Consider the following 24850-nt stretch of genomic DNA (forward strand, 5'->3'; position numbering starts at 1 on the left):
GTACACGACATGTCTGAAACAGCAGTTGCACCACCAACAGTGACGCGCGAGGACATTCAGTCGATTGACGACGACTCGTTTACCGATCGAAACGTCTGTCTCGTAACGGGGGCTGGCTCGGGAATCGGCCGGGCGACCGCACTCGCCGCCGCCGGCAACGGACTCACCGTCGCGGCGACCGATATCGACGCCGAGGGCCTCGAGGGGACGATCGACCGCGGCGAAGAACTCGACCTCGAGGGGTCGATTACGTCGATCGTCGGCGATCTGACCAGCGATGACGATCTCGAGCGGATCGTCGAGGAGGCAGCGCAGTTGGGCGATCTCAAGTATCTTGCAAACATCGCCGGGATGCAACACATCGACTCGATCGAAGCGTTCCCGATGGACACCTACGATCGTATGCACCAGATCATGCTTCGGGCGCCGCTGTATCTCTCGAAGCTCTGTATTCCACACTTTCGGGAGACTGCGGACGGACAGGGCTGCGTGGGGAACATGGGCTCGATCCACGGCCACTACGTGACCAGCGACAAGGTTGGCTACAACGTCTCGAAGTTCGGACTGCGGGGGCTCACCCAGTCGATCGCGGCCGAAGGCGAGGGCGAGATCCGCGCGTACTCGGTCAGTACCGGCTACGTGAAGACGCCGCTGGTGATGAACCAGCTCGAGGACACCGCCGAACAGCGTGGCATCTCCGTCGACGAGGTGATCGAAGACGTCATGCTTGGTCAATCCCGCGTCACGGAGATGATGGAGCCGATCGACGTCGCCAATCTCTTCCTGTTCGGCTTTTCTGATCTCGGCCGACATCTCGACGGCGGGGACCTGTTGTTTGATGGGGGCATGACTCTAACCTACGAGTGACAATGACTGAGAACACAACCGATCCAAGTCTCGAGGATGTCGACGAGATCGTTCACGAACCCAGCGAGGCGTTCGTCGAATCGACCAACGTCGCCGCGTTCATGGAGACGTATGGGATCGACAGCTACGACCAACTCATCGAACGCACGACGACCGATCTCGAGGGCGTCGAGGACTCAGGCATCGACTGGTTCTGGGACGAACTCGTCGACTATCTCGGTATCGAGTTCTACGAGGAGTACGACACGGTGCGAGACGACAGCGAGGGGCCCCAGTTCACCGACTGGTATCCTGGCGGCGAACTCAACGTCGCCCACAACGTCGTCGATCGCCACGCCGCCCTTGACAACGAGCGACGAAACAAGGTCGCCACCATCTGGGAGGGCGAAAACGGCGAGATCCGAGAGATAACCTACCACGAACTCCACCGCCAGTCGAATCAGGTCGCAAACGCCCTCGAGGAACGCGGCATCGAGACGGGCGATACGGTCGGCCTCTACATGCCGATGGTGCCCGAGGTCGTCTCGATTCTCTACGGCTGTTTCAAAGTCGGCGCGATCGCCGTGCCCATCTTCTCGGGCTTCGGCGTCGACGCGGCCGCGACCCGGATCTCGGATTCGGAGTGTTCGGTGCTCTTTACGGGCGACGGCTTTTATCGCCGCGGCAGCCCGGTCTATCTCAAGGGCGCTGCTGACGAGGCGATCGAGGAAGCCGGCTACGTCGAGGAGACGATCGTTTTCGACAGGCTTGGCGCGAGCGACGCTAGCTCGGGACACGACGTTCCGTGGGACGACGACCGCGACAAGTGGTGGGCCGACGCCGTCGAATCCCAGGACGACGACTACGAGAGCAAATCGCTCGACTCGAGTCAGGAGTCGATGCTGCTGTACTCGTCGGGCACCACGGGCAAACCCAAAGGCATCGTCCACACCCATGCAGGCGTGCAGATGCAGTGTGCTAAAGAGCTGCATTTCGGCTTCGATCTCAAGCCGTCGGATCGGTTCTTCTGGGTCTCCGACATCGGCTGGATGATGGGGCCGTGGACGCTCATCGGCACGCACAGCTTCGGCGGCACGGTCTTCATGTACGAGGGCGCACCCGACCACCCCGAGCCGGATCGATTCTGGGAGATCATCGACCGCCACAAGCTCACTCAGTTCGGCATCTCGCCGACCGCGATTCGAGCGCTGCGAAAACACGGCGACGACTGGCTCGAGGGACACGACCTCTCCTCGCTGCGTCTACTCGGCTCGACAGGCGAGCCGTGGGACCCCGAATCGTGGCAGTGGTTCTACGAGAACGTCGGTGGCAGCGAGGCACCGATCATCAACATCTCCGGCGGCACTGAGATCTGTGGCTGTTTCCTGATGCCGATGCCGACCGAGCCGCTGAAACCCTGTACGCTCGGCGGCCCCGGTCTCGGCATGGACATCGACATCGTCGACGCGACGGGCGAATCCGTCAGAGAAGACCACGAACGCGGCTACCTCGTCGCACGCGACTCCTGTCCCTCGATGACCAAGTCGCTGTGGTCGGGCGACGAGCGTTACCTCGATGAGTACTGGTCGCGGTTCGAGGACATGTGGAATCACGGTGACTGGGCCCAAAAGGACGACGACGGCTTCTGGTTCCTCCACGGTCGGGCCGACGACGCGCTGAACGTGGCAGGCCGGAAAGTCGGCCCGGCGGAGGTCGAAGGCGCACTCATCGACCACGAGTCGGTCAATCAGGCCGCCGCGATCGGGGCTCCCGACGACACCACCGGCACTGCTGTCGTCACCTACGTCGTCCTCGAGGACGGCGTCGAGGAAACGGACGACCTCCGTGGGGAACTGCGCGCACAGGTCGGCGAGGAACTCGGAAAGCCGTTCCGGCCGCGTGAAGTGCTGTTCGTCGACGAGTTCCCCAAAACCCAGTCGGGCAAGATTATCCGCCGAGCCATCGAGGCCACGTATACGGGCGAGGACCTCGGCGACATGAGCAGTATCGAGAACCCCGACGCCCTCGAGAACCTCGAGGACGCGAGGTAGGCGACTCGAAGTGCGATTGTGGTACTCGGCCCCTGATAGCTGGTACCTGGCCACACGCCGCGATCGATCCCGAGCAATTCAAAGCCCTGCTCGGGTAGCTAGGGATATGACCGACGACGAGTCCCACGACCACGTCGTCCCGGGCAGCGACGAGGCGCTGTCGACGGACGACGTTCGTGGCTACGACTTCCGCGGTGAGTTCGATTTCGGCGAGTTACTCGAGTCCTACGCGACGACTGGCTTTCAGGCCACACAGCTCGCGGAGGCGATCGATATCGCCGAGCGAATGCAAGACGAGGACGCGACGATCTACCTGACGTGCACCTCGAACATCATCTCCTCGGGGCTGCGCGAGGTCGTCGCCGCGCTCATCCGGAAGGGGTACGTCGACGTGTTGATCACCACCTCCGGCTCGCTGACCGAGGACGTCATCAAAACGGAAAAACCGTTCAAGATGGGCGAGTGGGATGCAGACGAGGCCGAACTCCGCGAACGCGGCATCAACCGCCTCGGGAACATCTTCGTCCCCTCCGACCGGTACGTCTGGCTCGAGGAGTACCTCTATGACTTCTTCGACGACTTCTTCGCGGAGGAGAAGGTCCGAACGCCGACGGCGTTCGCCCGCGAACTCGGCGAGACCCTCGACGACGAGGATTCGGTCCTGAAACAGGCCGCAGACAACGACGTGCCGGTGTACTGTCCGGCGCTGACCGACGCCGAAGTCGGGAACTTCCTCTACTACTACCGACAGGGGTACGACTCGGAGGTCGGCATCGAGATCTTAGACGACTACGACTCGCTGATCGAGGACGGCCTGCTCTCCGATACGACCGGCCTCATCGCCGTCGGCGGCGGCGTCCCGAAACATCACGCAATCATGACGAACCTCTTCCGTGGCGGCGCGGACTACGTCGTCTACATTTCGACGGGGATGGAAGGCGACGGCTCGCTGTCGGGTGCCCCGCCGAACGAGGCCGTCTCGTGGGGCAAGATCAAGGAAGCCGAGACGAACTACACCCAGATCGAAGCGGAGGCGACGCTGGTCTTCCCGCTGCTTGTGGCCGCTGCGTTTAACTGACGCCGCTTGAGCCACTCGAAGACGCGATAGGCGGCGAGAAGCGACCAGGTCGGCGTCCTGTCGCCGAATCGGTCTCTCCCATCGGCGTGAAAAATCGTTATGTTCTAAGCACGCGTTTGCGTACTTGATTCAGGCCGCCTCGCATCGAGTTGGCACTTTTCATGCCGCCGCGTGACGACCCGAAATCACCACGGTGAGAGCACATGGCAACAACAGCACGGAAACAACCGGAAGCAGCTCGAGCCATCGACCTCGACCAGTTCGAAGGGGCCGATGTGAATCAAGAAGGCGACGAACGCGCCGAGCTACGCGCATACTTCCCGCTGACGCCCGGGATGCCAAACGGGACCGACGCCGGCGCGGAAGAATCGATGCTCGTCTGTATCGAACTCGAACCTGGCAACCATCTCCCCAGCCACCGGGATAGCCACGAGGAACTCCTCGTGGCGACGGCCGGAGAACTCGAGGCGACGATCGGCGACGAGACGATCTCTCTCGAGGCGGGCCAGTGTGCGGTCGTCCCCGAGATGGAACCGCACGGACTCGCGAACGTCGGCGAGGAAACGGCTCATGTCATCGGGTTCTTCCCGAACACAGCACTGACTGCAACGTTCGAGGAGCCACTCGAGCCGTTCGGAACGGCGGAGATGACAATCGAACCCGCTGCGGCCGACGAACCACGAGACGAGTAGCGAGTGGGCCGTTCACCCGCCGACCGATCCCGTTTTTATTCGACGCTATCGACGACCGTCAGCGAAGCCGCGAGCGCGGATCGAGCACTTCGACCGGATGGGACGCGTCGCGCTCGAGCAAGTCCTCGAGTTGGTCCTCACACGAGGTGCCGCTGGCGACGACCAGTCGGTTCTTCGCCTCGGGTGCGCTGAACTGCTCGGCGAGTCGGTCGCCGACGTCCATGCTCAGCTCGTAGTACTCCTGTTTATATCCGAACGAGCCGGCCATCCCACAGCACTCGACATCGCTCTCGAGAACGTCGTAGTTGAGGGCTTCGAAGACGGCCCGCGTGTAGCGATCGACGCCCATCGTCCGCTGCTGGCAGTGGGAGTGGTAGGCGATCGCCGGCCCGCCGTCGCCGGTTCGCAGTCGGGCCCCGTTGGCTCCGTTCTCGAGGCAGCCGTAGACGTACTCGATGACCTCGTAGCTGCCCGCACGGAGGCGCTCGAACGAGGCCTCGGGGAGGAGCTTCTCGTACTCGCGGTGGAACATCGCCAGATCGCTCGGCTCGATGACGACGATATCGCGGCCGGCATCGAGGTGTTCGGCCAGCGCGGCGTAGACGCGACTTGCCTTCGCGTCGGCGGTCGCGATCATCCCCTGTGAGAGCGGTGCGCGGCCGCTTTCGCTGACCGCTGGAATCCGGACGTGGACGTCCATGGCCTCGAGGACGCGGACGGCGGCCTTCCCGCGGTCGACGTCGATGTAGTTCGTGTAGGTGTCGGGGTAGAGGACGGCTTCGCGTTCGGCGTCGGCGGCGGACACGCGCGGGCCGCGCGCCTCGAACCAGTCGACGAGCGTCTCGCGTTCGAACGCGGGTAGCGCGCGACGACGGTCGATGCCGGCGGTTCGCTCGAGGAGGGATCTGACGGGCTCAAGGCCGGCGGTCCAGTTCGAAAGCGGCGCGGTCGCCGAGCCCAGTTTCGCCAGCGTCTCGTAGTTGCCAAAGAGCCGTTTCTGGAGGTCAATGGTTCCCGTCGCTTCTTCGTCGGGAACCAGTTCGTCGTAGACGAACTCGAAGCGACCATCGTCGCCCTCGCGGTTGATGCGGTCCCTGACGACGGTGTTGATCCACGGGATATCGATCTCGACTGGACAGGCCTCGACACACCGCGAACAGCCCGTACAGAGGTCGTTGAACTCGGCAGCGCTCTCCTGGCTGTGGACGCCGGCTTCCCAGCCGGTCGCGATCCCACCCGTATAGGTCTCGCCGCCGAAGGCGTGGCCGCCGACGGACTGGAAGTTTCCACAGGTGTTCGCACACGCCGAACACCGGATGCAGTACAGCGTCTCCTTGAGTTGGTCGTCCTCGCGCATCGCCATGCGGCCGTTGTCGATCAACACGAGGTGAAAGTCGCGGTCATCGTCACGGTCGGCGAAGGCGACGTCGGGGTCGTCGGGATCGACGACCGGCGAGTCGACCGGCGGCGTCAGCAACGAAATGTAGGAGGTGATGTCCTGGCCCGTTCCCGAGCGGCCGATCAGTTCGATAAACGGCGAGAGGTCTTCGACGGATGGGACGATCTTCTCGACGCCCGCGACCGCGACGTGCGTATCGGGGACGACAGCCGACTTTCGAGCGTTACCCTCGCTCGTCACGAGCATGAGCGAGCCCGAGTCGGCCGTGATGAAGTTCGCGCCGGTCATGCCGATGTCGGCGTCGGCGATCAGTTCGCCGAGCCGGTCGCGAGCGAACATCGTCAGCTCTTCGGCAGTCTCGAGTGGTTCCTCGGGGTCGAACTGCTCGTTGAACAGCCGAGCGATCTCGTCTTTGGATTTGTGAATCGCCGGCGCGACGATATGGGAGGGCGCTTCGTCTGCGACCTGCAGGACCCACTCACCGAGGTCGGTCTCGACGACGTCGACGCCGTCGGCCTCGAGGGCCTCGTTGACCTCGAGTTCCTCGCTGGTCATCGACTTCGATTTGACGAGTCGCTCGGCCTCTTTCTCGCTGGCGACCTCGCGGATGTATCGGTTGGCGTCGGCGGCGTCGTCGGCGAGATACACCGTGCCGCCGTTTGCTTCGACAGTCTCGGTCAGCTCGTCGATCAGCGCCGGCAGTCGCTCGATGGCGTCTTCTTTGATCGCACGGGCCTCGCTTTTCAACCCCTCGTAATCCTCGAGGTCGGCGACCGACTCGTAGCGACCGTCGTTGAACCCGAGCGTGTTCGCCTCGACGGCGTCGCCTTCCGTCTCGAGGAGATGACGGATGTGGTCGGCCTTCTGTTCGCGTGCGTTCCCGCTCATTCGTCATCACCGCCGTTCTCGAGGACGAGAACGTGGACGTCTTTCGGGCCGTGAGCACCCTTGACGAGTGCGCCCATATCGGCGGTCGCGCTCGGGCCAGTCGCGACGATGGCGCTCCCGCCATCGCGGAGTTGGGGACCGAGCCGTTCGATCGCCGTCGACATATCCGCGACGAGATCCGCCTCCCGGAGCACGGGGACGTGGAGGTCCGGAAAGAGACTCACCTGCTCGCTGCCGTCGGGCGTCGACGGCAACACGACGCTGCCGTAGTCCGCGATTCCCAGCGAGGCCGCGGTAACACTCGTCGTCGCCGCCTCGAGCGTCGACGGGGTTGGTTCGTCGTCGACCCACGACGGTACCGACACGCCCTCGAAGGGCAGTGGCGTTCCGACGACGGGGTCGGAAACGATCGTCTCGAGTGTCGACTCGAACGCTTCCGGAGTCGTCCTGGTTACAGGGACGTCGAGATCGGCAAGGGATGCTTCGAACCGGTTTCGGATCGAACCTGTCTCGGCGCTCATGAGACGATTCTTCGACCGTGCCTATTTGATTGTTCTGTTCGTTCACGCTGGTCGGCTGACACGCCGTGGACGGAAGCAGAACATGCCGCCGCTTTCAGCCGATATCGGATACGAAAGAGCCACTCTCAGAACCTATTCGTGGCCTAACAGGTACGCCGTCAATCTATGTGTCTTGGAAGCGCGCACCAACCGTCGTAGCCATCACAGTTGTCTGTACTGGCCTCTTCACACATGTATACTTTCCTATGCACACGTGTATACAGGTCATCGTCGGTTCTCTCGCTACCCTCCAAATCGTGGGTGGCGGTGAGTATCCGATCGGAGACACTGTACAAAGTAATTCAATAACCAGCAGACAGAGCCGGGATACACAACTGTACAGGGCAGATAAGCCGCCAACCGAACGCCCCTCATCGCATCTGTTTCCGCTCAGTCGTGGCGCAGTCAGGCGTTTTCACTATTATTTACTAATTACGTTGGTGGAAATAGCGGAATACAGGTCTCAAACACCGGTTCTGTCGGGCGCACGACTCAAACGGTCGAAGATTATATATACTGGTTTAACAGTCCTCCCTCCATGCCAGATATAATTCCACATGGCATCGGCACTGATCGCTCGGCACTGACTCCGCGGCGGGACCGCCGAGGTGAGTTACATGGTTAGCACGCTCGACGTACTGCTCGCGGCGATACCGCTCGTACTCGCGGGCGTCTTGCTCGTCGGATTCTTGTGGCCCGCAACGCGGGCGATGCCAATCGCCTGGGTCGTCGCGGTCCTGGTCGGCTTTTTCATCTGGGGGATGCCGGTTGACTGGATCGCCGCGGCGTCGATCGTCGGTGTCATGACGGCCATCCAGATTCTCTGGATCGTCTTCGGCGCATTGTTACTCCTGTACACGCTGATGCAGGCCGGCGCGTTCGATCGCATCAACGAAGGGTTCGCGAAGATCAGCAACGACCGGCGCGTGCAGGTGATCCTGCTCGGCTTCTTCTTGGCGACGTTCATCGAGGGGGCAGCCGGGTTCGGGACGCCCGCCGCCGTCGTCGCCCCGCTGTTGCTCGCACTCGGATTCCCAGCGCTTGCGGCGGTGATCGCGGCGCTGATCGGACACATCATCGCCGTCACCTACGGCGCAGTCGGGACGCCGATCATCATCGGGATCGAGAACCCGCTCGCAACGACGGAATCGACCAATACGGCGATCACCGACGCCGGGTTTACCGTCCAGGCGTACTCGGTCGAAGTCGCGGTCTGGGCAGCGACCTACCACGCCCTCGTCGGATTCGTCATGCCGCTGTTCGCCGTCGGGATGGTCGTCTACTTCTTCGGCGATCAGGACGAGCGTAGCCTCCAGCCGGCGTGGGACGTCGCGCCGCTGGCGCTGTTCTCGGGGATCGCGTTCGTGGTCCCCTACTGGCTGTCGGCACAGATCAGTGCTGAGTTCCCCGCCCTGATGGGTGCGATGGTCGGCGGTGCAATCGTCGTCGGCGCGCTCAAAGCGGGCTACTTCGTCCCCGACGAGGAGTGGGACTTTCCGGACCGGGAGGAGTGGCCGGCCCACTGGGTTGGCACGATCGAACCCGGACAGGCAAGCGCTCCGGGCGTCGAGCAGGGGGCCGATGACGGTGCGACGACCGCCGATGGCGGGCTCGTCGCCAGTCAGATGTCGCTGTTTCGCGCCTGGACACCGTACATTCTGCTGGTCGTCTTGCTCGTCGTCACGCGAGTCGTCGATCCGCTTCCAGCGTTCTTGCAGGGAGAGGCCGTTGAGGTCGCCGGAACCACGATCACGGCCCACCAACTGCTGTTCACCACGACGTGGGAAGGGATCTTTGGAACCGGTCTCGACGGTGGCATCGACTGGGTGTACGTCCCCGGCTTCTGGCTGGTTCTCTGTGCACTGATCGCGATCCCGCTGTACGGAATGTCCGGCACACAGGTGAAAGCCGCCTGGGCTGAAGCGGGTGAGAAGCTCGTCGCACCGTTCATCGCGCTGGTGTTCGTCATCGCAATGGTGCAGGTGATGCTCCAGTCCGGTGCACACGCCGAGGGCGTCGAAAGCATGATCTTCGTCCTCGCACAGGCGACTGCAAACGCCGTCGGACCCGCCTATCCGTTCGTCGCCGCGCTCATCGGCGCGCTCGGCGCCGCGATGGCCGGCTCGAACACGGTGTCGAATATCACCTTCGGCGGGTTCCAGTTCGAGGCCGCCTCGCAGCTCGAGCTGCCGACCCAGCTCATCGTCGGCGCACAGGCCGTCGGCGGCGCGATCGGGAACCTCGTCGCGATCCACAACGTGGTTGCCGCGCTCGCGACCGTCGGCCTCGTCGGCCAGGAGGGACGTGTGATGCGGTTGAACCTGATCCCGCTCGTCTACTACGCAGTCGGGGTCGGAATCGTCGCAATGGTGTTCAGCTACGTCCTCTTCCCGGGTCTCTTCTAGGGCCCGGTTTCGAACGGTCTTTTTTTGACTGAACAGCTGCCGCAGGAACCCTGAGACTGTTTTTGCTCGAGCGTGAATCCGAGCGAGAGCTGTCGCGTCACGGCACCGAACGCCAACCGGATTCAGCCCCGGACCACGAGTAGCGAGTCGAGAACGGACGGAAGCCAGCGCCGGTGTAACAGCGTTCTCAGCCGAGCGTTGGCGTGAACCGATCGTCCCCGAGGAAGTTCCAGATGTGACCTCGCTCTTCGGGCGGGTCGACGGCAGGCAACTCCTTGAGCGCGGGTTGAATCGCGTTCCACCACCCTTCCGCCGTCTCGAACTCGGCTGGGTGGTCGGGATAGACGTGTTCGAGGAACTCCGACTTGGTCGCGCTCGGGTGATCGACGATGTACTCGTAGGCTGCCCGTAACGCGTCGCGGCGCGCCTCGAGCGACTGCCCGGTTCCTGGGAGGTCGGCAGTGCGGATCGCCGTCTCGATGGCGGCGGACGACTCGTCACCCTTGGTTCGTTCTCCCGCCGGCGACGCCACCTCGGGCTGTCCTCGTTCCGGTGGCGTCTCGATCGGAATCCACCACACCCGTCCTCGAGCACCCACCTTGCGCGTCTCGAGGGTCCCGCGATCGACGAGCTCATTCAGTTTGTTGTGGGCGGTTCGGCGGGAACACTCGAGCGCGTCCATGACGTCGTCAGCAGTCAGCGGCCGACCGTAATCTGACCGATCCTCGAAGACAGTGAGGGCGGCCTCCGGGGGGATTCGATCGGTGTACTGCCCGTGTTCGTTCCGTTCTCGATCAGCACCCATACGCGCTACCAGTGCAGTCGACTGTAAATGCTTTTGCCCCGCGAGCCGAGTCGGAACTGGAAATGATACCGAATTCGGTCGGATACCCGCGTGAGGAGTACACGTTTGTGGTCTCAGTTTATATCATCGTGCGATATCCGTGGGGGGTTCCGATCCGACAACTATAACTGGTACATGTACACAGATATCATACGACATGATGCCAGGGGAACGCCAGCGGCGGGGCGCTGTAGGAGTCGTCTGTGAGACCGGTGTGACGAATTGACGAGTATGGTATCGGAACTAGACGTACTGTTCGCCGCCCTCCCCCTGCTCGTCGTCGGCGTCTTGCTCGTTGGATTGCTGTGGCCGGCGACACGGGCGATGCCGATCGCGTGGCTCGCTGCCATCGGCGTCGCCGCCGTTGTCTGGAACATGCCGCCAGCGTGGCTCGCCGCGGCGACGATCGAAGGAATCCTCACCGCGATACAGATCCTGTGGATCGTCTTCGGTGCCCTCGTGCTCTTGTATACGATGATGCTAGCGGGGGCGTTCGATGCCCTCAACCGGAGCTTCGCGACGGTCAGCGAGGACCGCCGCATCCAAGTGGTTCTGGTCGCCTTTTTCCTCGCGACGTTCCTCGAGGGCGTCGCCGGCTTCGGGACGCCGGCAGCCGTCGTCGCGCCGCTGTTGCTGGGACTCGGCTTCCCGGCGCTTGCGGCAGTGATCGCAGCGCTGATCGGCCACATCATCGCCGTCACCTACGGCGCGGTTGGGACGCCGATCATCGTCGGCATCCGGGAACCGATGGATAGCGTCTTCCGGATCAGAACGGCGCTCGAAAGCGAGGGGGTGACTGCAGCGGAGTTCTCGGTCAACGTCGCAGCGTGGGCGGCGACCTACCATCTGCTCGTTGGCGTCTTGATGCCGTTCATCGCGGTCGCGATGGTCGTCTACTTCTTTGGCGAGCGCCGATCGATCAGGCCCGCACTCGAGGTCGCGCCGCTGTGTCTGTTCGCAGGCGTCGCGTTCGGCGTTCCGTACTGGTTTTCGGCCTGGTATGTCACGCCGGAGTTTCCGAGTCTGATCGGATCGATGGTCGGCGCGACGGTCGTCGTCGGCGCGCTGCGGGCGGGCTACTTCGTTCCCGACGAGGACTGGGAGTTTCCCGACCAGTCCGAGTGGCCCGACCACTGGCTGGGCGACATCCAGCCCGGCGACCGCGGATCGGTGTTGTCCAGCGAGCCACGGATGTCTCTCGTTCGTGCGTGGACGCCGTACCTCCTGTTGCTCGTATTGCTCGTCGTCACTCGGCTGGTGGAACCGCTCCCGGCACTGTTACAGGGAGAGACGGTGACGATCCTCGGCCGAGAGCTGTCGTTGACGCTCTGGTCGATCAGTACCGGCGTGGGCCAGTTTACGATCGGCCTCGTCTCCCTCGAGTGGGCCGAGATATTCGGGACGAGAATCGGCAACGAGATCGACTTCGGCTACGTCCCCGGCATGTGGCTGCTGGGCAGCGCGCTCGCGGCGATGGTGCTGTTCGATATGGAACGATCGGACGCGACAACCGCCTGCCTCGAGGCCGCCAGAAAGCTCGTGACGCCGCTGATCGCGCTGGTGTTCGTCCTTGCAATGGCACAGGTCATGCTCCAGTCGGCCGCCCATCCGGATGCACCGCCCCAGAGCATGATCGTCGTCCTCGCGATGGCAACCGCGACCGTCTTCGGGCCCGCCTACCCGTTCGTCGCCGCGCTCATCGGCGCGCTCGGGGCCACACTCGTGGGATCGAACACCGTCAGCAACATCACGTTCGGCCCGCTGCAGTTCATCGCTGCGGAGAACCTCGGCATCTCGCGGGAACTCACCGTCGGCTCACAAGCTGTCGGCGGCGCGATCGGGAACCTCGTTGCGATCCACAACGTCGTCGCTGCGCTCGCAACGGTCGGCCTCGTCGGCCAAGAGGGGCGCGTGATCCGGGTGAATCTCGTTCCGCTCGTATACTACACCGTCTTTGTGGGCGTCTGGACCGTACTCTTCGTCTACGTCCTCTTCCCAGATGTCTTCTGACCTGTGGCTTCGACGTTTCCGCGCTTGTCTCCGAACGAACACTAAATCGACCATCCCTGGATGTATGGCCAGCAATCATCCCATATATTCATTATATATGCAACAATCATGGGAGTGCTCGACAATTCCGATAAATATACATGGTGATCCCCTCGAGACTCGACCGATGCGGCCATCTCACATTCGATGGGACGACGAGAGAACAATTCAGTGGATTGAATCTTCTGGAACGGGTCCGCTATGACCGGTCTGATCGAAGTCGGAGCGGCACTGGCACCGCTCGTTATCGTCGCTGTGTTGCTGGTCGGCCTGTTGTGGCCCGCCGCACGGTCGATGCCAGTCGCGTGGCTCGTCGCTGCGATCGTCGGGTTCGTGATCTGGGATATGCCGTTCGAGTGGATCGTTGCGGCGAGTATCCGTGGCGGCATGGCGGCGATCGAGATCCTCTGGATCGTCTTCGGCGCGCTCGTATTGTTGTATACACTGATGCGATCGGGAGCGGTCGACCGAATCAACGACGGGTTCGCCTCGATCAGTGAGGATCGCCGCGTGCAGGTCGTCCTGCTCGCCTTCTTCCTCGCGACGTTCATCGAGGGAGTCGCTGGCTTCGGGACGCCGGCGGCAGTCGTCGCGCCGCTGTTGCTCGCGCTGGGGTTCCCGGCGCTGGCTGCGGTCGTCGCGGCGCTGGTCGGACACGCAGTTGCGACAGTGTTCGGCGCGGTCGGCACGCCGGTCATCGTCGGCTTCGAGGCACCACTCGGGAGCGTCGAGGATGTAATCGCCACCGGCGGGATGTCGGTCGGCGAATTTGCCGCGTCGGCCGGCGGCTGGGCGGCGCTGTTCAACGGCATTCTCGGCGTCTTGATGCCGATGTTCGCCGTCGGAATGGTCGTCTACTTCTTTGGCGACACCGAGGAGCGATCGCTCGCCCCGCTGTGGGACGTCGCGCCGCTGTGTCTGTTCGCCGGCGTCGCCTTCGCCGTCCCCTACTGGGCGTCGGCGTGGTTCATCGGCCCGGAACTCCCCTCGCTCATCGGCGCGATGGTCGGCGGCGCAATCGTCGTCGGCGCGCTCAAAGCGGGCTACTTCGAACCGGACTCCACCTGGGAGTTCCCTCCACAAGACGAGTGGCCCGACCACTGGGTCGGGACCATCGAGCCGGGAAGCGACGAGACGGACACGGCGACGGCCGATACGCAGTCGATGTCGCTGCTGCGTGCGTGGTCGCCGTACCTGATTCTCGTCGTGTTGCTGATCGGGACCCGCGTGGTCGAACCCGCCGCGGACTTCCTGCAGGGAGAGGTGGCCGAACTCTTCGGAACGACCGTCCAGACCAACCTCGTCTTCCTCGAGTGGAATTCGATTTTCGGAACCGAAATCAGCGGGGCGATCGACTGGGCCTACGTTCCCGGCACCTGGCTCATCATCAGCGCGCTGATCGCCATCCCGCTGTTCGGGATGGATCTCGAGGAGGCCGCTGGTGCGTGGCGCGAGGCCGGGAGCAAAATCGTCTCGCCGCTGGTCGCGCTCGTGTTCGTCATCGCGATGGTCGAAATCATGCTCGAGACCGACGCCCACTTCGAGGACGGAGCCGCCGCCGGCGTCCCCGACGGGAGCATGATCGTCGTCCTGGCGGATGCAACCGCAGCAGTGATCGGGCCCGCCTATCCGATGTTCGCACCGGCCGTTGGCGCGCTCGGTGCGTTCATCGCTGGCTCGATCACGGTCAGTAACATCACCTTCAGTGCGTTCCAGTTCGAAGTCGCCCAGAGCCTCGGACTGCCAACCCAGCTGATGCTCGGCGCACAGTCTATCGGCGCGGCGATCGGGAACGTGATCGCGATTCACAACGTCATCGCCGCCCTCGCGACGGTCGGACTGGTCGGCAAGACCGGCCGAATCGTTCGACTCAACCTTATCCCCGTCGCATACTATCTGTTCGTGGGCGGTCTCCTGACGACGATTGCCGCCTACGTCGTCTTCCCGACGGTGTTCTAACCGTCGCTGGCAGTATAAGCATCGACTCCCAATACCCATCTCACGAAGCGTTCGACTGACGCTAACGGACGCCTGAGACAACACCAATGACGATAACACCACCAAACCGACTCGACCCAGCGGACGATCCCGAAGCGAACTACAACTACCAGAGCGACGACATCGAACGGCCCGACCTGCTCGCAGACCTCGAGGCCCGCGTCGATGGCGACGTTCGCTTCGATAGCTACTCGAGACAGCTGTATGCGACCGACGCGAGCATTTACGAGGTGACACCGATCGGCGTTGTCTTCCCGACGTCGACCGACGATGTTGCGAGTGTCGTCTCCTACTGTGCCGACAACGAAATTCCGGTCCTCCCCCGCGGTGGCGGGACAAGTCTCGCCGGCCAGACGGTCAACGAAGCCGTCGTCCTCGATTTCACGACGTACATGGACGACGTCGTCGACATCGATCCCGACGCCCGGCGCGCAACTGCACAGACGGGGATCTATCTCGGTTCGTTCAACGAGGCGCTCGCGCCCCACGAACTGAAGTTCGCCCCTGACCCGGCGTGGGGCGACAAGAGCGCACTCGGCGGCGCGATCGGCAACAACACGACGGGTGCTCACTCCCTGCAGTACGGCAAGACCGACGCCTACGTCGAGGAAGTCGAAGTCGTGCTCGCCGATGGAACCGTCACCACCTTCGGCGAGGTCGACCTCGAGGACGTCCCGGAACTCGCAGACGGTGACGACCTCGAGTCGGCGATCTACGCCGAAGTCGCCCGAATTCTCGAGGAGCAGGGCGATCTCATCGACGACGTCTACCCCGACCTGAAACGGAACGTCTCGGGCTACAATCTCGACTGGCTCGTCGAAGACGCCTACGGCGGCGAACGCGGCATCGGCGAACCCGACTCCGAAGGTGGGACGATCAACCTCGCGAAACTGCTCTGTGGCAGCGAGGGAACGCTTGCGATCGTCACCGAGGCGACCGTCTCGCTCGAGACGATCCCCGAGGAAAAGAGCATGGCGTTGCTTGCCTACGACAGCGTCCTCGAAGCGATGGACGACGTCGAACCCATCGTCGAACACGATCCGGCCGCCGTCGAAGTGCTCGACGACGTGATGATCGACCTCGCACGAGACACTCCCGAATTCGCGCCCGTCACCGAGATGCTTCCGGACGGGACGGCCGCGGTCTTGATCGTCGAGTTCTACGCTGACGACGTCGACGACGGCAAACGGAAGGTCGCGAACCTGCTCGCGGATCGCTGTCCGAGCGTCGAGTCGGAGGGCGAGGCCGACGACGAGGACGAGCGAACGATCACCGGTGCGGACACGCTGGCGTTCGACGCCATTGAGGCCTACGACGCCGACAGTCGGGCGAAGATCTGGAAGCTGCGCAAATCCGGCCTCCCGATCTTGCTCTCGCGGACGACCGACGAGAAACACGTCGCCTTCATCGAAGACACCGGCATCCCGCCGGCAAACCTTCGGGCGTTCGTCGCCGACTTCCAGGAGGTCCTCGAGGACCACGACACCTACGCCAGCTTCTACGCCCACGCCGGTCCGGGCGTCCTCCACATCCGCCCGCTGGTGAACACGAAGACCGACGCGGGTCTCGAGGACATGGAGTCGATCACCGACGCCGTGACCGACCTCGTCGTCAAGTACGACGGCTCCGTCTCGGGCGAACACGGCGACGGCCGCGCTCGCACCCAGTGGAACCGCAAACTGTACGGGGAGGCGGTCTGGGAGACGTTCCAGGAGCTCAAAACGGCGTTCGACCCCGACTGGCTGCTCAATCCGGGGCAGGTCGTCTACCGCGACGACGACCCGACCGATATGACCAAAAACCACCGGTTCGGCCCCGACTACGAGTTCAACGCCGGCTTCGAGCCAGCACTCGAGTGGGACAACGACCAGGGCTTTCAGGGGATGACCGAACTCTGTCACGGCTGTGGCGGCTGTCGCGGCGAGCAGTCCACGACCGGCGGCGTGATGTGTCCGACCTTCCGGGCCGAAGACGAGGAGATCCTCTCGACGCGTGGTCGGGCGAACATGCTCCGACAGGCGATGAGCGGCGAACTCGAGCCAGACGAACAGTTCGACGACGAGTTCGTCGAGGAGGTGCTCGACCTCTGTATCGGCTGTAAGGGCTGTAAACACGACTGTCCGAGCGGGGTCGATATGGCCAAGCTGAAAGCCGAACTCACCTACGAACATCACAAGCGAAACGGCGTCTCGCTTCGCGATCAGTTCTTCACGAACTTCGAGACCCTCGCAAAGCTCGGTTCTGCGACGGCCCCCGTCTCGAACTGGATGGCGAAGCTGCCCGGCAGCGGCGTCCTCACCGAGAAGTTGCTTGGGATCTCCCGCGAGCGCGACCTGCCGACGTTCCAGCGCAACACGTTTGCAAAACGCGTCGCGGACCACCGACCCGCCGTGCCCGCTCGCGAGGCCGACCGCCGCGTCGTCCTCGTTCCCGACATCTACACCAACCACGAGTATCCCGAGGCCGGAGAAGCCGCCCTCGCGGTGCTCGAGGCCGCAGGCGTCCACGTCGAGATTGCTGACCCACGCGATGTCGGTCGGCCAGCGTACTCGAAGGGGCTGCTCGGTCAGGCCGCTGAGGACGCGACCGACACCGTCCACGAACTCCTGCCGTACGTCGAGGACGGGTACGACGTCGTCCTGATCGAGCCCTCCGACGCCGTCATGGTCCAGTCGGATTATCTCGACCTGTTCGACCATCCGGAGGTCGAGGCGGTCGCCACGAACACCTACGGCGTCTGTGAGTACATCGATCAGTTCGATCTCGACGCCGACATCGAGTTCGCGGCCCCCGACGAACACCTCGCCTACCACGGCCACTGCCATCAGAAGGCCCACGCGAAAGACCACCACGCCGTCGGCGTTCTTCGACGGGCCGGCTACGCGGTCGATCCGCTCGATTCGACGTGCTGTGGAATGGCCGGCTCCTTTGGCTACGAGGTCGAACACTACTCGATGAGTAAGGCCATCGGTGAGGTCCTCTACGAACAGGTCGACGACAGCACGGCCGAGCGCGTCGTCGCTCCCGGCGCATCCTGTCGGACCCAACTCGAGGACCGTCCCGGTGCGACCGAGAAGCCGCCGACGCCGATCGAGGTCGTCGCCGCGGCACTCGCCGGGCGACGGTAGTCGGAACCAGCGCCGGGGCGAGTTTCGTCGCCGGTTCTTCCCGAGTTTTTATTTAGTTGACTGGTCTGGTCTGTATGTATGTCTTCACGCCGTCTTTCAGCCCAGGAACTCCTCGGCGGGTTCATCGTACTGCTCGGCCTCCTCCTGTTACTCGACACCACTGGCGTGTACGATACGACACAGCTCCTCCAGTTCGTCCCGTCACTGTTCGTGATTGCCGGTCTCTACGCGCTCGTCTCGAGCCGCCTCCGGAACGTCACCGGCCCGCTGGTCGTCATCGTCGTCGCTGGCGGCTGGCAACTCGCCACGCTGGGTGTCGTCGAATGGCGTGACTTCGAAGCGCTCTGGCCCCTGCTTATCGTCTTACTCGGCCTGTCCGTGATCCTCGGTCAGTACCGGGCACGGGCATACGAGGTCAGCGATGCGTTCGTGACGGCGGTCGGGCTGTTCGGTGGTGCTGACCGGCGCGTGACGACCGATGGGTTCGTCGGCGGCGAGCTGACGGCCGTATTCGGCGGCGTCGATCTCGACCTTCGTGATGCAACCGTCTCCGATCGACCGGCTCGAGTCAACGCAACGGCCGTGTTCGGCGGCGTCGACGTCCGCGTTCCGACTGACTGGAACGTCCAGGTCGACGTCCTCCCGATCTTTGGCGGTGCAGAGGACGAGCGGCCACGCCGGGCCGAAGAACACGATTCGGTCGATCTCGTCGTCACCGGGTTCGCTGCGTTCGGTGGCATCACCGTCGTCGATTGAGACTGACGGACAGCCCCTCGAGTCCGTCCCGTTACGTTTTACCCGGCCCGGCCCGAATCGTGGCGCAATGACTGCCCAGACCGTCCAGCAGGGCGACCTCGTGACCGTCATCGGCCTCGAGGTCCACGTTCAGCTGGAGACCGACACGAAGATCTTCTGTGGGTGTTCGACCGACCAGACCGACGAACCGAACGAGAACGTCTGTCCGGTCTGTCTCGGCCTGCCGGGGGCGTTGCCGGTGCTCAACGAGGCCGCCGTCGAAGCCGCCGTCAAGATCGGCAAGGCGATCGACGCCGACATCCCCGAAGAGACCCGCTTCCACCGGAAAAACTACTACTACCCCGACCTGCCCAAGAACTTCCAAATCACCCAGTACGACGAGCCGATCTGTCAGGACGGCGACCTCGAGATCAGCGTCGAGGGCCAGCGCCGAACCGTCACGATCGAGCGCGCCCACTTAGAGGAGGACCCGGGCAGCCTCCAGCACGTCGGCGGCGGTGGCGGCATCGATTCGGCCGACTACACGCTCGTCGACTACAACCGCGCGGGCACGCCACTGATGGAGATCGTCACGGCACCCGACTTCCGCAGTCCGGGCGAAGTCCGGGCCTTCTTGGCCGAACTCGAGGAAGTGCTCGAGTATCTCGGCGTGTTCGACGCCGAGCGCGACGGCAGCCTGCGGATCGACGCCAACCTCTCGATTATCCCCGAAGACGAGATCGAAAGCGACGACGTCACCGAGATCAGCGACGAGGCACTCGCCGCGGCGAACCGAACCGAAGTGAAGAACATCTCGAGTCACAAGGGCGCAGAGAAGGCCTTGGCCTACGAGGAGACCCGACAGAAGAACGCGATCCAGCGTGGACGCGCGGTCGAACAAGAGACCCGCCACTGGGACGAGTCTCGGGGGATCACGGTCTCGATGCGCTCGAAAGAAGAGGAGAAAGACTACCGCTACTTCGAGGAGGCCGACCTGCCGCCGCTTCGCGTCTCGGGCTGGAAAGACGAAATTTCGATTCCTGAACTCCCGACGGCACGTCGCGAGCGATTCCAAGAGGAGTATGGGCTGAGTGAGGAAGCCGCCTCGAAGCTCACCTCGACGAAACAGGTCGCGGACTTCTACGAGGACGTCGCCGGCGAGTTCGATCCCGATCTGGCGGCGACGTGGGTTGCAGACAACCTGCTGGGCGAACTCAACTACCGCGATATGGAAATTACGGATCTCGAGGGCCGACTCGAGGACGTCATGCGACTCGTCGAACTCGTTGCTGACGACGAGATTACGGCGAAAAACGCCCACGAGACCGTGCTGCGATCGATGCTCGACGACGGGGATGCTCCCGACGAGATCGTCGACAGAGAGGGACTGGGCAAAACCGGCGAGGATGAGGTCCAGCAAGCGGTCGTTGAGGCGATCGACGAAAACCCCGACGCCGTCGACGACTACGAATCGGGCGACGATGGTGCGATCAACTTCCTTGTCGGGCAGGTCATGCAAAAGACCGGCGGCAGCGCCGACCCCGGCGACGTCAACCAGCTGTTGCGAGCCGAACTCGAGGCGTAACCGAGTCGCCGCACAGCGGGTCTCTCACCGTTTTTTGAGCTGGCCGACCGGCTACGACGGCGAGCCGGTCTCCGGCTATCACTCACTCGAGAGTCCGCCCTGAAACGCGGCCACACCCTCGCGGAACGTCTCGGGGATAGGCGTCGGGGTTTCGGTCTCGCGGTCGACGGCAACATGGGTGACGGTGCCGTCGGCGAGACACTCACCATCCGCTGCGCGCACTGCCCGATACTCCGAGGTGAAACTCGCGGTGCCGATATCGACGACGCGAACTTCGTTGATGATAACGTCGCCGAACTCGGCCGCATTGCGGTAGTTCAGTTCCGTGTTTGCGACGTGGACCTGCCAGCCGTTCTCGTGCATCCGATCGTAGCCGTAATCGATCTCCCGAAAGAGCTGCGAGATCGCCTCGTCCTGAAACGTAAAGTACTCGCCATAGAAGACGATCCCTTGCTGGTCGGTTTCGGCGAATCGAACACGGTTTTCGAAGACGGGTTGGAACTCGGGCTGTCCGGTGTTGTCAGTGGCACCCATACGACGTACCGCCGCTGCGATCGTTAAAGCCGTACCGGCCACGGCAACCAGTCGGACGTGTCTCGAGTTGGGTTTTTGTGACGCTGTCAATGCCGGCCACAACGCTACCTATCGTCATCACGACACTGTTGTATGGTCAGAGTCTCGACAATTGTGATCCTTGCCGGTATCGTACTGCTGTTCATTCCAATCCCACCAGTTGCGACGATCCTTGGGATTCTCGTGATTCTTCTCGGGGTCGCACTCAGACTGCTCGCGGGTCTCTGACAGCCCATCGTTCGGTGGCTCGAGGTTGGCACCTGAGTCGGAAACCGCCAGCCACCGTTTGGCCCTACGCCTTTGTGCGTTCCTGTCTATCGTTCGAGCATGCAGTCGACTCCACAGGTCGTCGTTGTCGGTGGTGGGCTCGCCGGGCTGGTTGCGACACGCCGGCTTGCCGACCACGGTGTTGATGTAGCGTTGCTCGAACGTCGTGACACCGTCGGCGGTCGTGTTCGAACACACGACCAGAACGGGTATCGGTTCGATCGCGGATTCCAGGTTCTGTTTCCGACGTATCCGGCCGTTCAGCGTGAGCTGGACCTCGAAGCCCTGGAGCTACGTCGGTTCACGTCGGGGGCGACCATCATCGGCACTGACCACCGGACAGTGCTCGCAGATCCACGCCAGAAGCCGAGTACACTCCCCGCGACGCTGACGAACGACGACGTAACAATGGGCGATCGACTCCGCGTCGCCCGGCTCTGGTTGGAACTCCGCCGAGTCGATCCGGACCAGTTTTTCGACGGCAAACATGAGGCAGACGAGTCGATCGAACGCTATCTTCGCAAACGCGGCTTCTCCGACCGCTTTATCGAGCGCTTTTTCGCACCGTTCTACGGCGGGATCACCCTCGATCGGTCGCTGTCGACCTCGAGTCGCGTCTTCGAGTACACGTTCGCCACCCTCGCCGACGGCGGGGCTGCAGTCCCGGCCGCGGGGATGGGTGCGATTCCAGCCCAGCTTGCAGGTCACGTCCGAGACGCCGGCGGGCGGCTCGAGACCGGAGTCGAGGTCGAAGCCGTCTCGAGTGCGGACCAGTCCGCGACAGTGACGACAGCCGATGGGGAGACAGTCGAGGCCGACGCGGTCGTCGTCGCGACCGATCCGCCGGCCGCTCGTGAGCTTACCGGCCTCGAGTCGATACCAACCGACGCGCGGGCCTGCGTGACCCAGTACTACGCGTTGCCAGCGGAAGCGGACCTCGAGACTGGGAAACGACTGCTGCTCAACGCAGTCGATGACGACGCGCCGAACCACATCGTCCCCCACAGCGCGGTCGCCCCGGAGCACGCTCCTGATGGCACGACGCTGATCAGCGCGACCTATCTCGGCGAGCCCGACCACAGCGAGTCGGAGCTGGCCGAACGGACGCAGCTGGCGCTCGAGACGTGGTATCCCGACCAGCGGTTCGACGCGCTCGAGACGCTTCGGACCGACCGGATCGAGTTCGCTCAGTTCGACCAGCCACCGGGGGTTCATAACGGACTCCCCGACACGCGAGATCCACCGGGAACCGTCTATCTCGCCGGCGACTACACCCGCTGGTCGTCGATTCAGGGTGCGATGCGAAGCGGCCAGGACGCAGCGCAGGCAGTGCTCGAGGATTACTCGCTGTAGCGTCCTGTGTTGATCCGGCGCCGGTCGACCGGTCGTCTCGAGAGCCGCACGAATTCGCGTATCAGTGGGCCCTCGCTCCGGACGCAACGCCGTGTGATCGACGGCGAATCCGAATAAACGACTATGATCGCTGGCCTGGTAGCCTACCTCATGTGCCCTGTGAACAAGGACGAACTCGAGTGGACAGCGCTCGAACACGGTGCGATGCACGTTCGGCGAAAGCAGTTGAGTGAGCAGACAGACGGTGACCAACTGGGCTGTAGCCTCTATGAACTCCCGGCTGAACACGAATCGTGGCCATACCATTACCACACCGCAAACCAAGAGGCGATGTACGTGCTCGCGGGCACGGGAACGCTTCGGCTGGCTGATGAAACCTATCCACTCACCGAGGGCGACTACGTCTCTTTTCCAGCCAACGAAACGGGTGGCCACAAGGTGATCAACGACTCGGAAACGCCGCTTCGATATCTCATGGTCTCGACGATGAACGAGCCGGACGTGACAGTGTACCCCGATTCGGAGAAACTGGGTGTGTTCGTCGGCACACCGCCTGGCGGCCGAGATGAACGGTCACTCCACGGCTATTATCCCATCGACGACGACGTCGATTACTGGGATGGAGAGTAGGACGCTCGTTCCGGTGTCGCTGCCAGTACGGCCACTACAGCAGCCGCCGACACGCTCCCAGCGGCGGAAACCACAGCAGTTCCTCGCTCGAGTCATCCCAGACGCCCGGGTGAAACGCATCTGCGTCGGTGACCAGCGGTGACTGGAACGCTCGAGCACGCATTTCGTTGACCGTCGCGCCCCCAGCAAGCGTCGTGAACGCTGGGCAGACGATCACGTCCGCTCCCTCGTAGACGGTCGGCCCGTAGAGAAAGCAGGGCCGTTTGCGTCCGTCGACGGACAGTGCGGGATGGTCGTGGCCGATGACGTACCGCGTCGCGTCCGTCTTGGGTCGTTCGTGGCCATGACAGACCACCGTCTCGTCATCCGCGAGCCGGTACTCGCCGACCATGGTCCCATCGAACACCGTCTCGAGCATCGTGTCGTGGTTCCCTGGTGTGACGACAAGCGAGGCATCGGCCGCGTCGACTGTGTCCTCGAGCGCCGCCAGATCGCGTTCGACACCGCATGGCACGCCATCGAAGGCGTGTAGCACGTCGCCGGCGACGACGACCGTCTCCGGGTCGGTTCGGGTGAGCAGGGACTCGAGTCGATCGCGAATCGCTTTGGCGTCGTCGATCGGTGCGTCAACGCTCGAGGCAGCCCCGCGGCCGAGGTGGACGTCGGCAATGACGAGCGTGTCGGCTGCAGGCACGAAGAGTGCGCGTTCGATCGGCGAAAACGGGAGGTCGACGCGAGGAGGCACAGTTAGTTGTCGTGACCGGAACCACCGTCAGCGCGCACGCGATCCTTGCCGAGAGCGTCGAAGAGGTCGTATTCGTTGCCAGTGAGAATAAAGAGGACCTCCTCGAGCGGCTCGAGCACTTCGGGAAGGATCTTGACGACGAGGTAGGTGATCCCGACCAGTGCGACGATCGATAGCGACTGAGCGATGTAGTTGTGGGCGACGAGAAAGGAGACACGACTCTCTTCGGCACCCATGTAAGTAGTCATAATGGAGACGAGCCACTCCTGTTGGAACCAGCCCCACGGGGAGGCCAGGCCGATGAAGACGTTCCGGAAGAGGTTGAGCAGCCAGATGATGCCGATTGCGGCGGCGAAGGCAGTCGCCTTCCGTCTGAGCGGCGCTTTCACGGCAGCGATCAGGCCACCGAAGATGGCCATGCTCCCGATACCAGTACAAGCAAGGATGATGTAGGTCGTTCGTCCAGTGACGGTCTCGTCGGGGTCGAAGTCGAACCGACTCTCGTAGCCGTTTGCCCCCTCATTGATGCCCGGACTGTGACCGAGCAGTTCCATCCCATAGTGGGTCTGGACTGCCGTGGTTTCGATCAGCCACGCTCGGAAGACCGGGATCGTTTCGGCTGGCAAGTAGATCAGCCCCATAAACGCGATCGCTTTCGTGAGGAGAAACAGCGAGTCACGCCCGCCCCAGAGGAGATAGCCGGCGTACGCACACAGCGGCAGCGCAACGAGCGCCAGCACCGTCTGCAACGGGCTCTGCATCTCGTAGTAGTAGTATGGCACCATCGTCAGCCAGAACCCACCGAAAGTGATCCAGGCACCTGTCGCGAGATACCGTGCCGGCTCGAAAGCCCCCTGCCAGCGGAGAACTAACGCCACGAAAAACGCAGCGATAGAGACCCATGCTAACACGTCTGTTAGTTGAATGGAACTAAAAATCGCCGGCGTCAGTGCGGTCGTGCCTGCACGCTCGAGGCCGACGACCGACACCGTGTCGGTCCCAGCAGGTAGGGACGGCATATTCG

General features: G+C 63.1%; 19 protein-coding genes. 13 read left to right on the plus strand and 6 right to left on the minus strand.

Features of this window, described 5'->3' with window-relative positions:
- The first annotated feature begins 9 nt into the window (after nt 1–9).
- The 4 genes from DV706_RS01190 to DV706_RS01205 all read left to right on the plus strand — a co-directional run bounded on the left by DV706_RS01190 (nt 10) and on the right by DV706_RS01205 (nt 4667).
- A complete protein-coding gene (locus DV706_RS01190; RefSeq protein ID WP_006067911.1) occupies nt 10–867 on the plus strand; it encodes an SDR family NAD(P)-dependent oxidoreductase in 858 nt (285 codons plus the stop codon).
- 2 nt (nt 868–869) lie between these two features.
- Nucleotides 870–2897: an AMP-binding protein gene (locus tag DV706_RS01195; protein ID WP_006067912.1), complete on the plus strand. Its 2028-nt coding sequence runs from the start codon at nt 870–872 to the stop codon at nt 2895–2897.
- A gap of 106 nt (nt 2898–3003) precedes the next feature.
- Nucleotides 3004–3975 (plus strand): deoxyhypusine synthase, encoded by a 972-nt coding sequence (locus DV706_RS01200; RefSeq protein ID WP_006067913.1) that lies wholly within the window; start codon nt 3004–3006, stop codon nt 3973–3975.
- Between the two features lie 203 nt (nt 3976–4178).
- Nucleotides 4179–4667 (plus strand): cupin domain-containing protein, encoded by a 489-nt coding sequence (locus tag DV706_RS01205; protein ID WP_006067914.1) that lies wholly within the window; start codon nt 4179–4181, stop codon nt 4665–4667.
- Between the two features lie 58 nt (nt 4668–4725).
- Here DV706_RS01205 and DV706_RS01210 read toward each other — a convergent pair whose 3' ends face one another.
- Both DV706_RS01210 and DV706_RS01215 read right to left on the minus strand, forming a co-directional pair.
- On the minus strand, nt 4726–6954 hold the full coding sequence (locus DV706_RS01210; RefSeq protein WP_006067915.1) for an LUD domain-containing protein: 2229 nt from the start codon (nt 6952–6954) through the stop codon (nt 4726–4728).
- Nucleotides 6951–7475: an LUD domain-containing protein gene (locus tag DV706_RS01215; RefSeq protein ID WP_006067916.1), complete on the minus strand. Its 525-nt coding sequence runs from the start codon at nt 7473–7475 to the stop codon at nt 6951–6953. The genes DV706_RS01210 and DV706_RS01215 overlap by 4 nt, the downstream gene beginning before the upstream one ends.
- Nucleotides 7476–8131: 656 nt before the next feature.
- Here DV706_RS01215 and DV706_RS01220 point away from each other — a divergent pair.
- Nucleotides 8132–9919, plus strand: a complete 1788-nt coding sequence (locus tag DV706_RS01220; protein WP_006067917.1) for an L-lactate permease — start codon at nt 8132–8134, stop codon at nt 9917–9919.
- Nucleotides 9920–10106: 187 nt separating this feature from the next.
- Here DV706_RS01220 and DV706_RS01225 read toward each other — a convergent pair whose 3' ends face one another.
- Nucleotides 10107–10724 (minus strand): helix-turn-helix transcriptional regulator, encoded by a 618-nt coding sequence (locus tag DV706_RS01225; protein WP_006067918.1) that lies wholly within the window; start codon nt 10722–10724, stop codon nt 10107–10109.
- A 270-nt stretch (nt 10725–10994) separates the two neighbouring features.
- Between DV706_RS01225 and DV706_RS01230 the strand changes: the two genes are divergently transcribed.
- From DV706_RS01230 to gatB, 5 genes are all read left to right on the plus strand, one after another.
- A complete protein-coding gene (locus DV706_RS01230) occupies nt 10995–12773 on the plus strand; it encodes an L-lactate permease (RefSeq protein WP_006067919.1) in 1779 nt (592 codons plus the stop codon).
- A 240-nt stretch (nt 12774–13013) separates the two neighbouring features.
- Nucleotides 13014–14771 (plus strand): L-lactate permease, encoded by a 1758-nt coding sequence (locus tag DV706_RS01235; protein ID WP_006067920.1) that lies wholly within the window; start codon nt 13014–13016, stop codon nt 14769–14771.
- Between the two features lie 86 nt (nt 14772–14857).
- Nucleotides 14858–17938 (plus strand): FAD-binding and (Fe-S)-binding domain-containing protein, encoded by a 3081-nt coding sequence (locus DV706_RS01240; RefSeq protein ID WP_006067921.1) that lies wholly within the window; start codon nt 14858–14860, stop codon nt 17936–17938.
- A 78-nt stretch (nt 17939–18016) separates the two neighbouring features.
- Nucleotides 18017–18694: a LiaF transmembrane domain-containing protein gene (locus DV706_RS01245; RefSeq protein ID WP_006067922.1), complete on the plus strand. Its 678-nt coding sequence runs from the start codon at nt 18017–18019 to the stop codon at nt 18692–18694.
- A gap of 67 nt (nt 18695–18761) precedes the next feature.
- The gene (gatB, locus tag DV706_RS01250; protein WP_006067923.1) at nt 18762–20258 is read left to right on the plus strand and encodes an Asp-tRNA(Asn)/Glu-tRNA(Gln) amidotransferase subunit GatB; all 1497 of its coding nucleotides are present in this window, start codon (nt 18762–18764) and stop codon (nt 20256–20258) included.
- A 78-nt stretch (nt 20259–20336) separates the two neighbouring features.
- Here gatB and DV706_RS01255 read toward each other — a convergent pair whose 3' ends face one another.
- The gene (locus DV706_RS01255; RefSeq protein WP_006067924.1) at nt 20337–20792 is read right to left on the minus strand and encodes an acyl-CoA thioesterase; all 456 of its coding nucleotides are present in this window, start codon (nt 20790–20792) and stop codon (nt 20337–20339) included.
- Nucleotides 20793–20924: 132 nt separating this feature from the next.
- Here DV706_RS01255 and DV706_RS01260 point away from each other — a divergent pair, with 132 nt between their 5' ends.
- From DV706_RS01260 to DV706_RS01270, 3 genes are all read left to right on the plus strand, one after another.
- Entirely contained in the window at nt 20925–21059 is a 135-nt protein-coding gene (locus DV706_RS01260) for a hypothetical protein (RefSeq protein WP_006067925.1), read from the plus strand.
- A gap of 99 nt (nt 21060–21158) precedes the next feature.
- Nucleotides 21159–22451, plus strand: a complete 1293-nt coding sequence (locus DV706_RS01265) for an NAD(P)/FAD-dependent oxidoreductase (RefSeq protein ID WP_006067926.1) — start codon at nt 21159–21161, stop codon at nt 22449–22451.
- 150 nt (nt 22452–22601) lie between these two features.
- Complete coding sequence (locus tag DV706_RS01270) at nt 22602–23081, plus strand: cupin domain-containing protein (RefSeq protein WP_049890019.1); 480 nt, start codon at nt 22602–22604, stop codon at nt 23079–23081.
- 34 nt (nt 23082–23115) lie between these two features.
- On the opposite strand, the gene DV706_RS01275 is transcribed toward DV706_RS01270, so the two are convergent.
- Both DV706_RS01275 and artA read right to left on the minus strand, forming a co-directional pair.
- A complete protein-coding gene (locus DV706_RS01275; RefSeq protein WP_006067928.1) occupies nt 23116–23826 on the minus strand; it encodes a metallophosphoesterase in 711 nt (236 codons plus the stop codon).
- A gap of 2 nt (nt 23827–23828) precedes the next feature.
- Complete coding sequence (gene artA / locus DV706_RS01280) at nt 23829–24845, minus strand: archaeosortase A (protein ID WP_049890003.1); 1017 nt, start codon at nt 24843–24845, stop codon at nt 23829–23831.
- Between the last annotated feature and the right edge of the window lie 5 nt (nt 24846–24850).

It is taken from the genome of Natronorubrum bangense (assembly GCF_004799645.1).
GTDB classification, from domain to species: Archaea; Halobacteriota; Halobacteria; order Halobacteriales; family Natrialbaceae; genus Natronorubrum; species Natronorubrum bangense.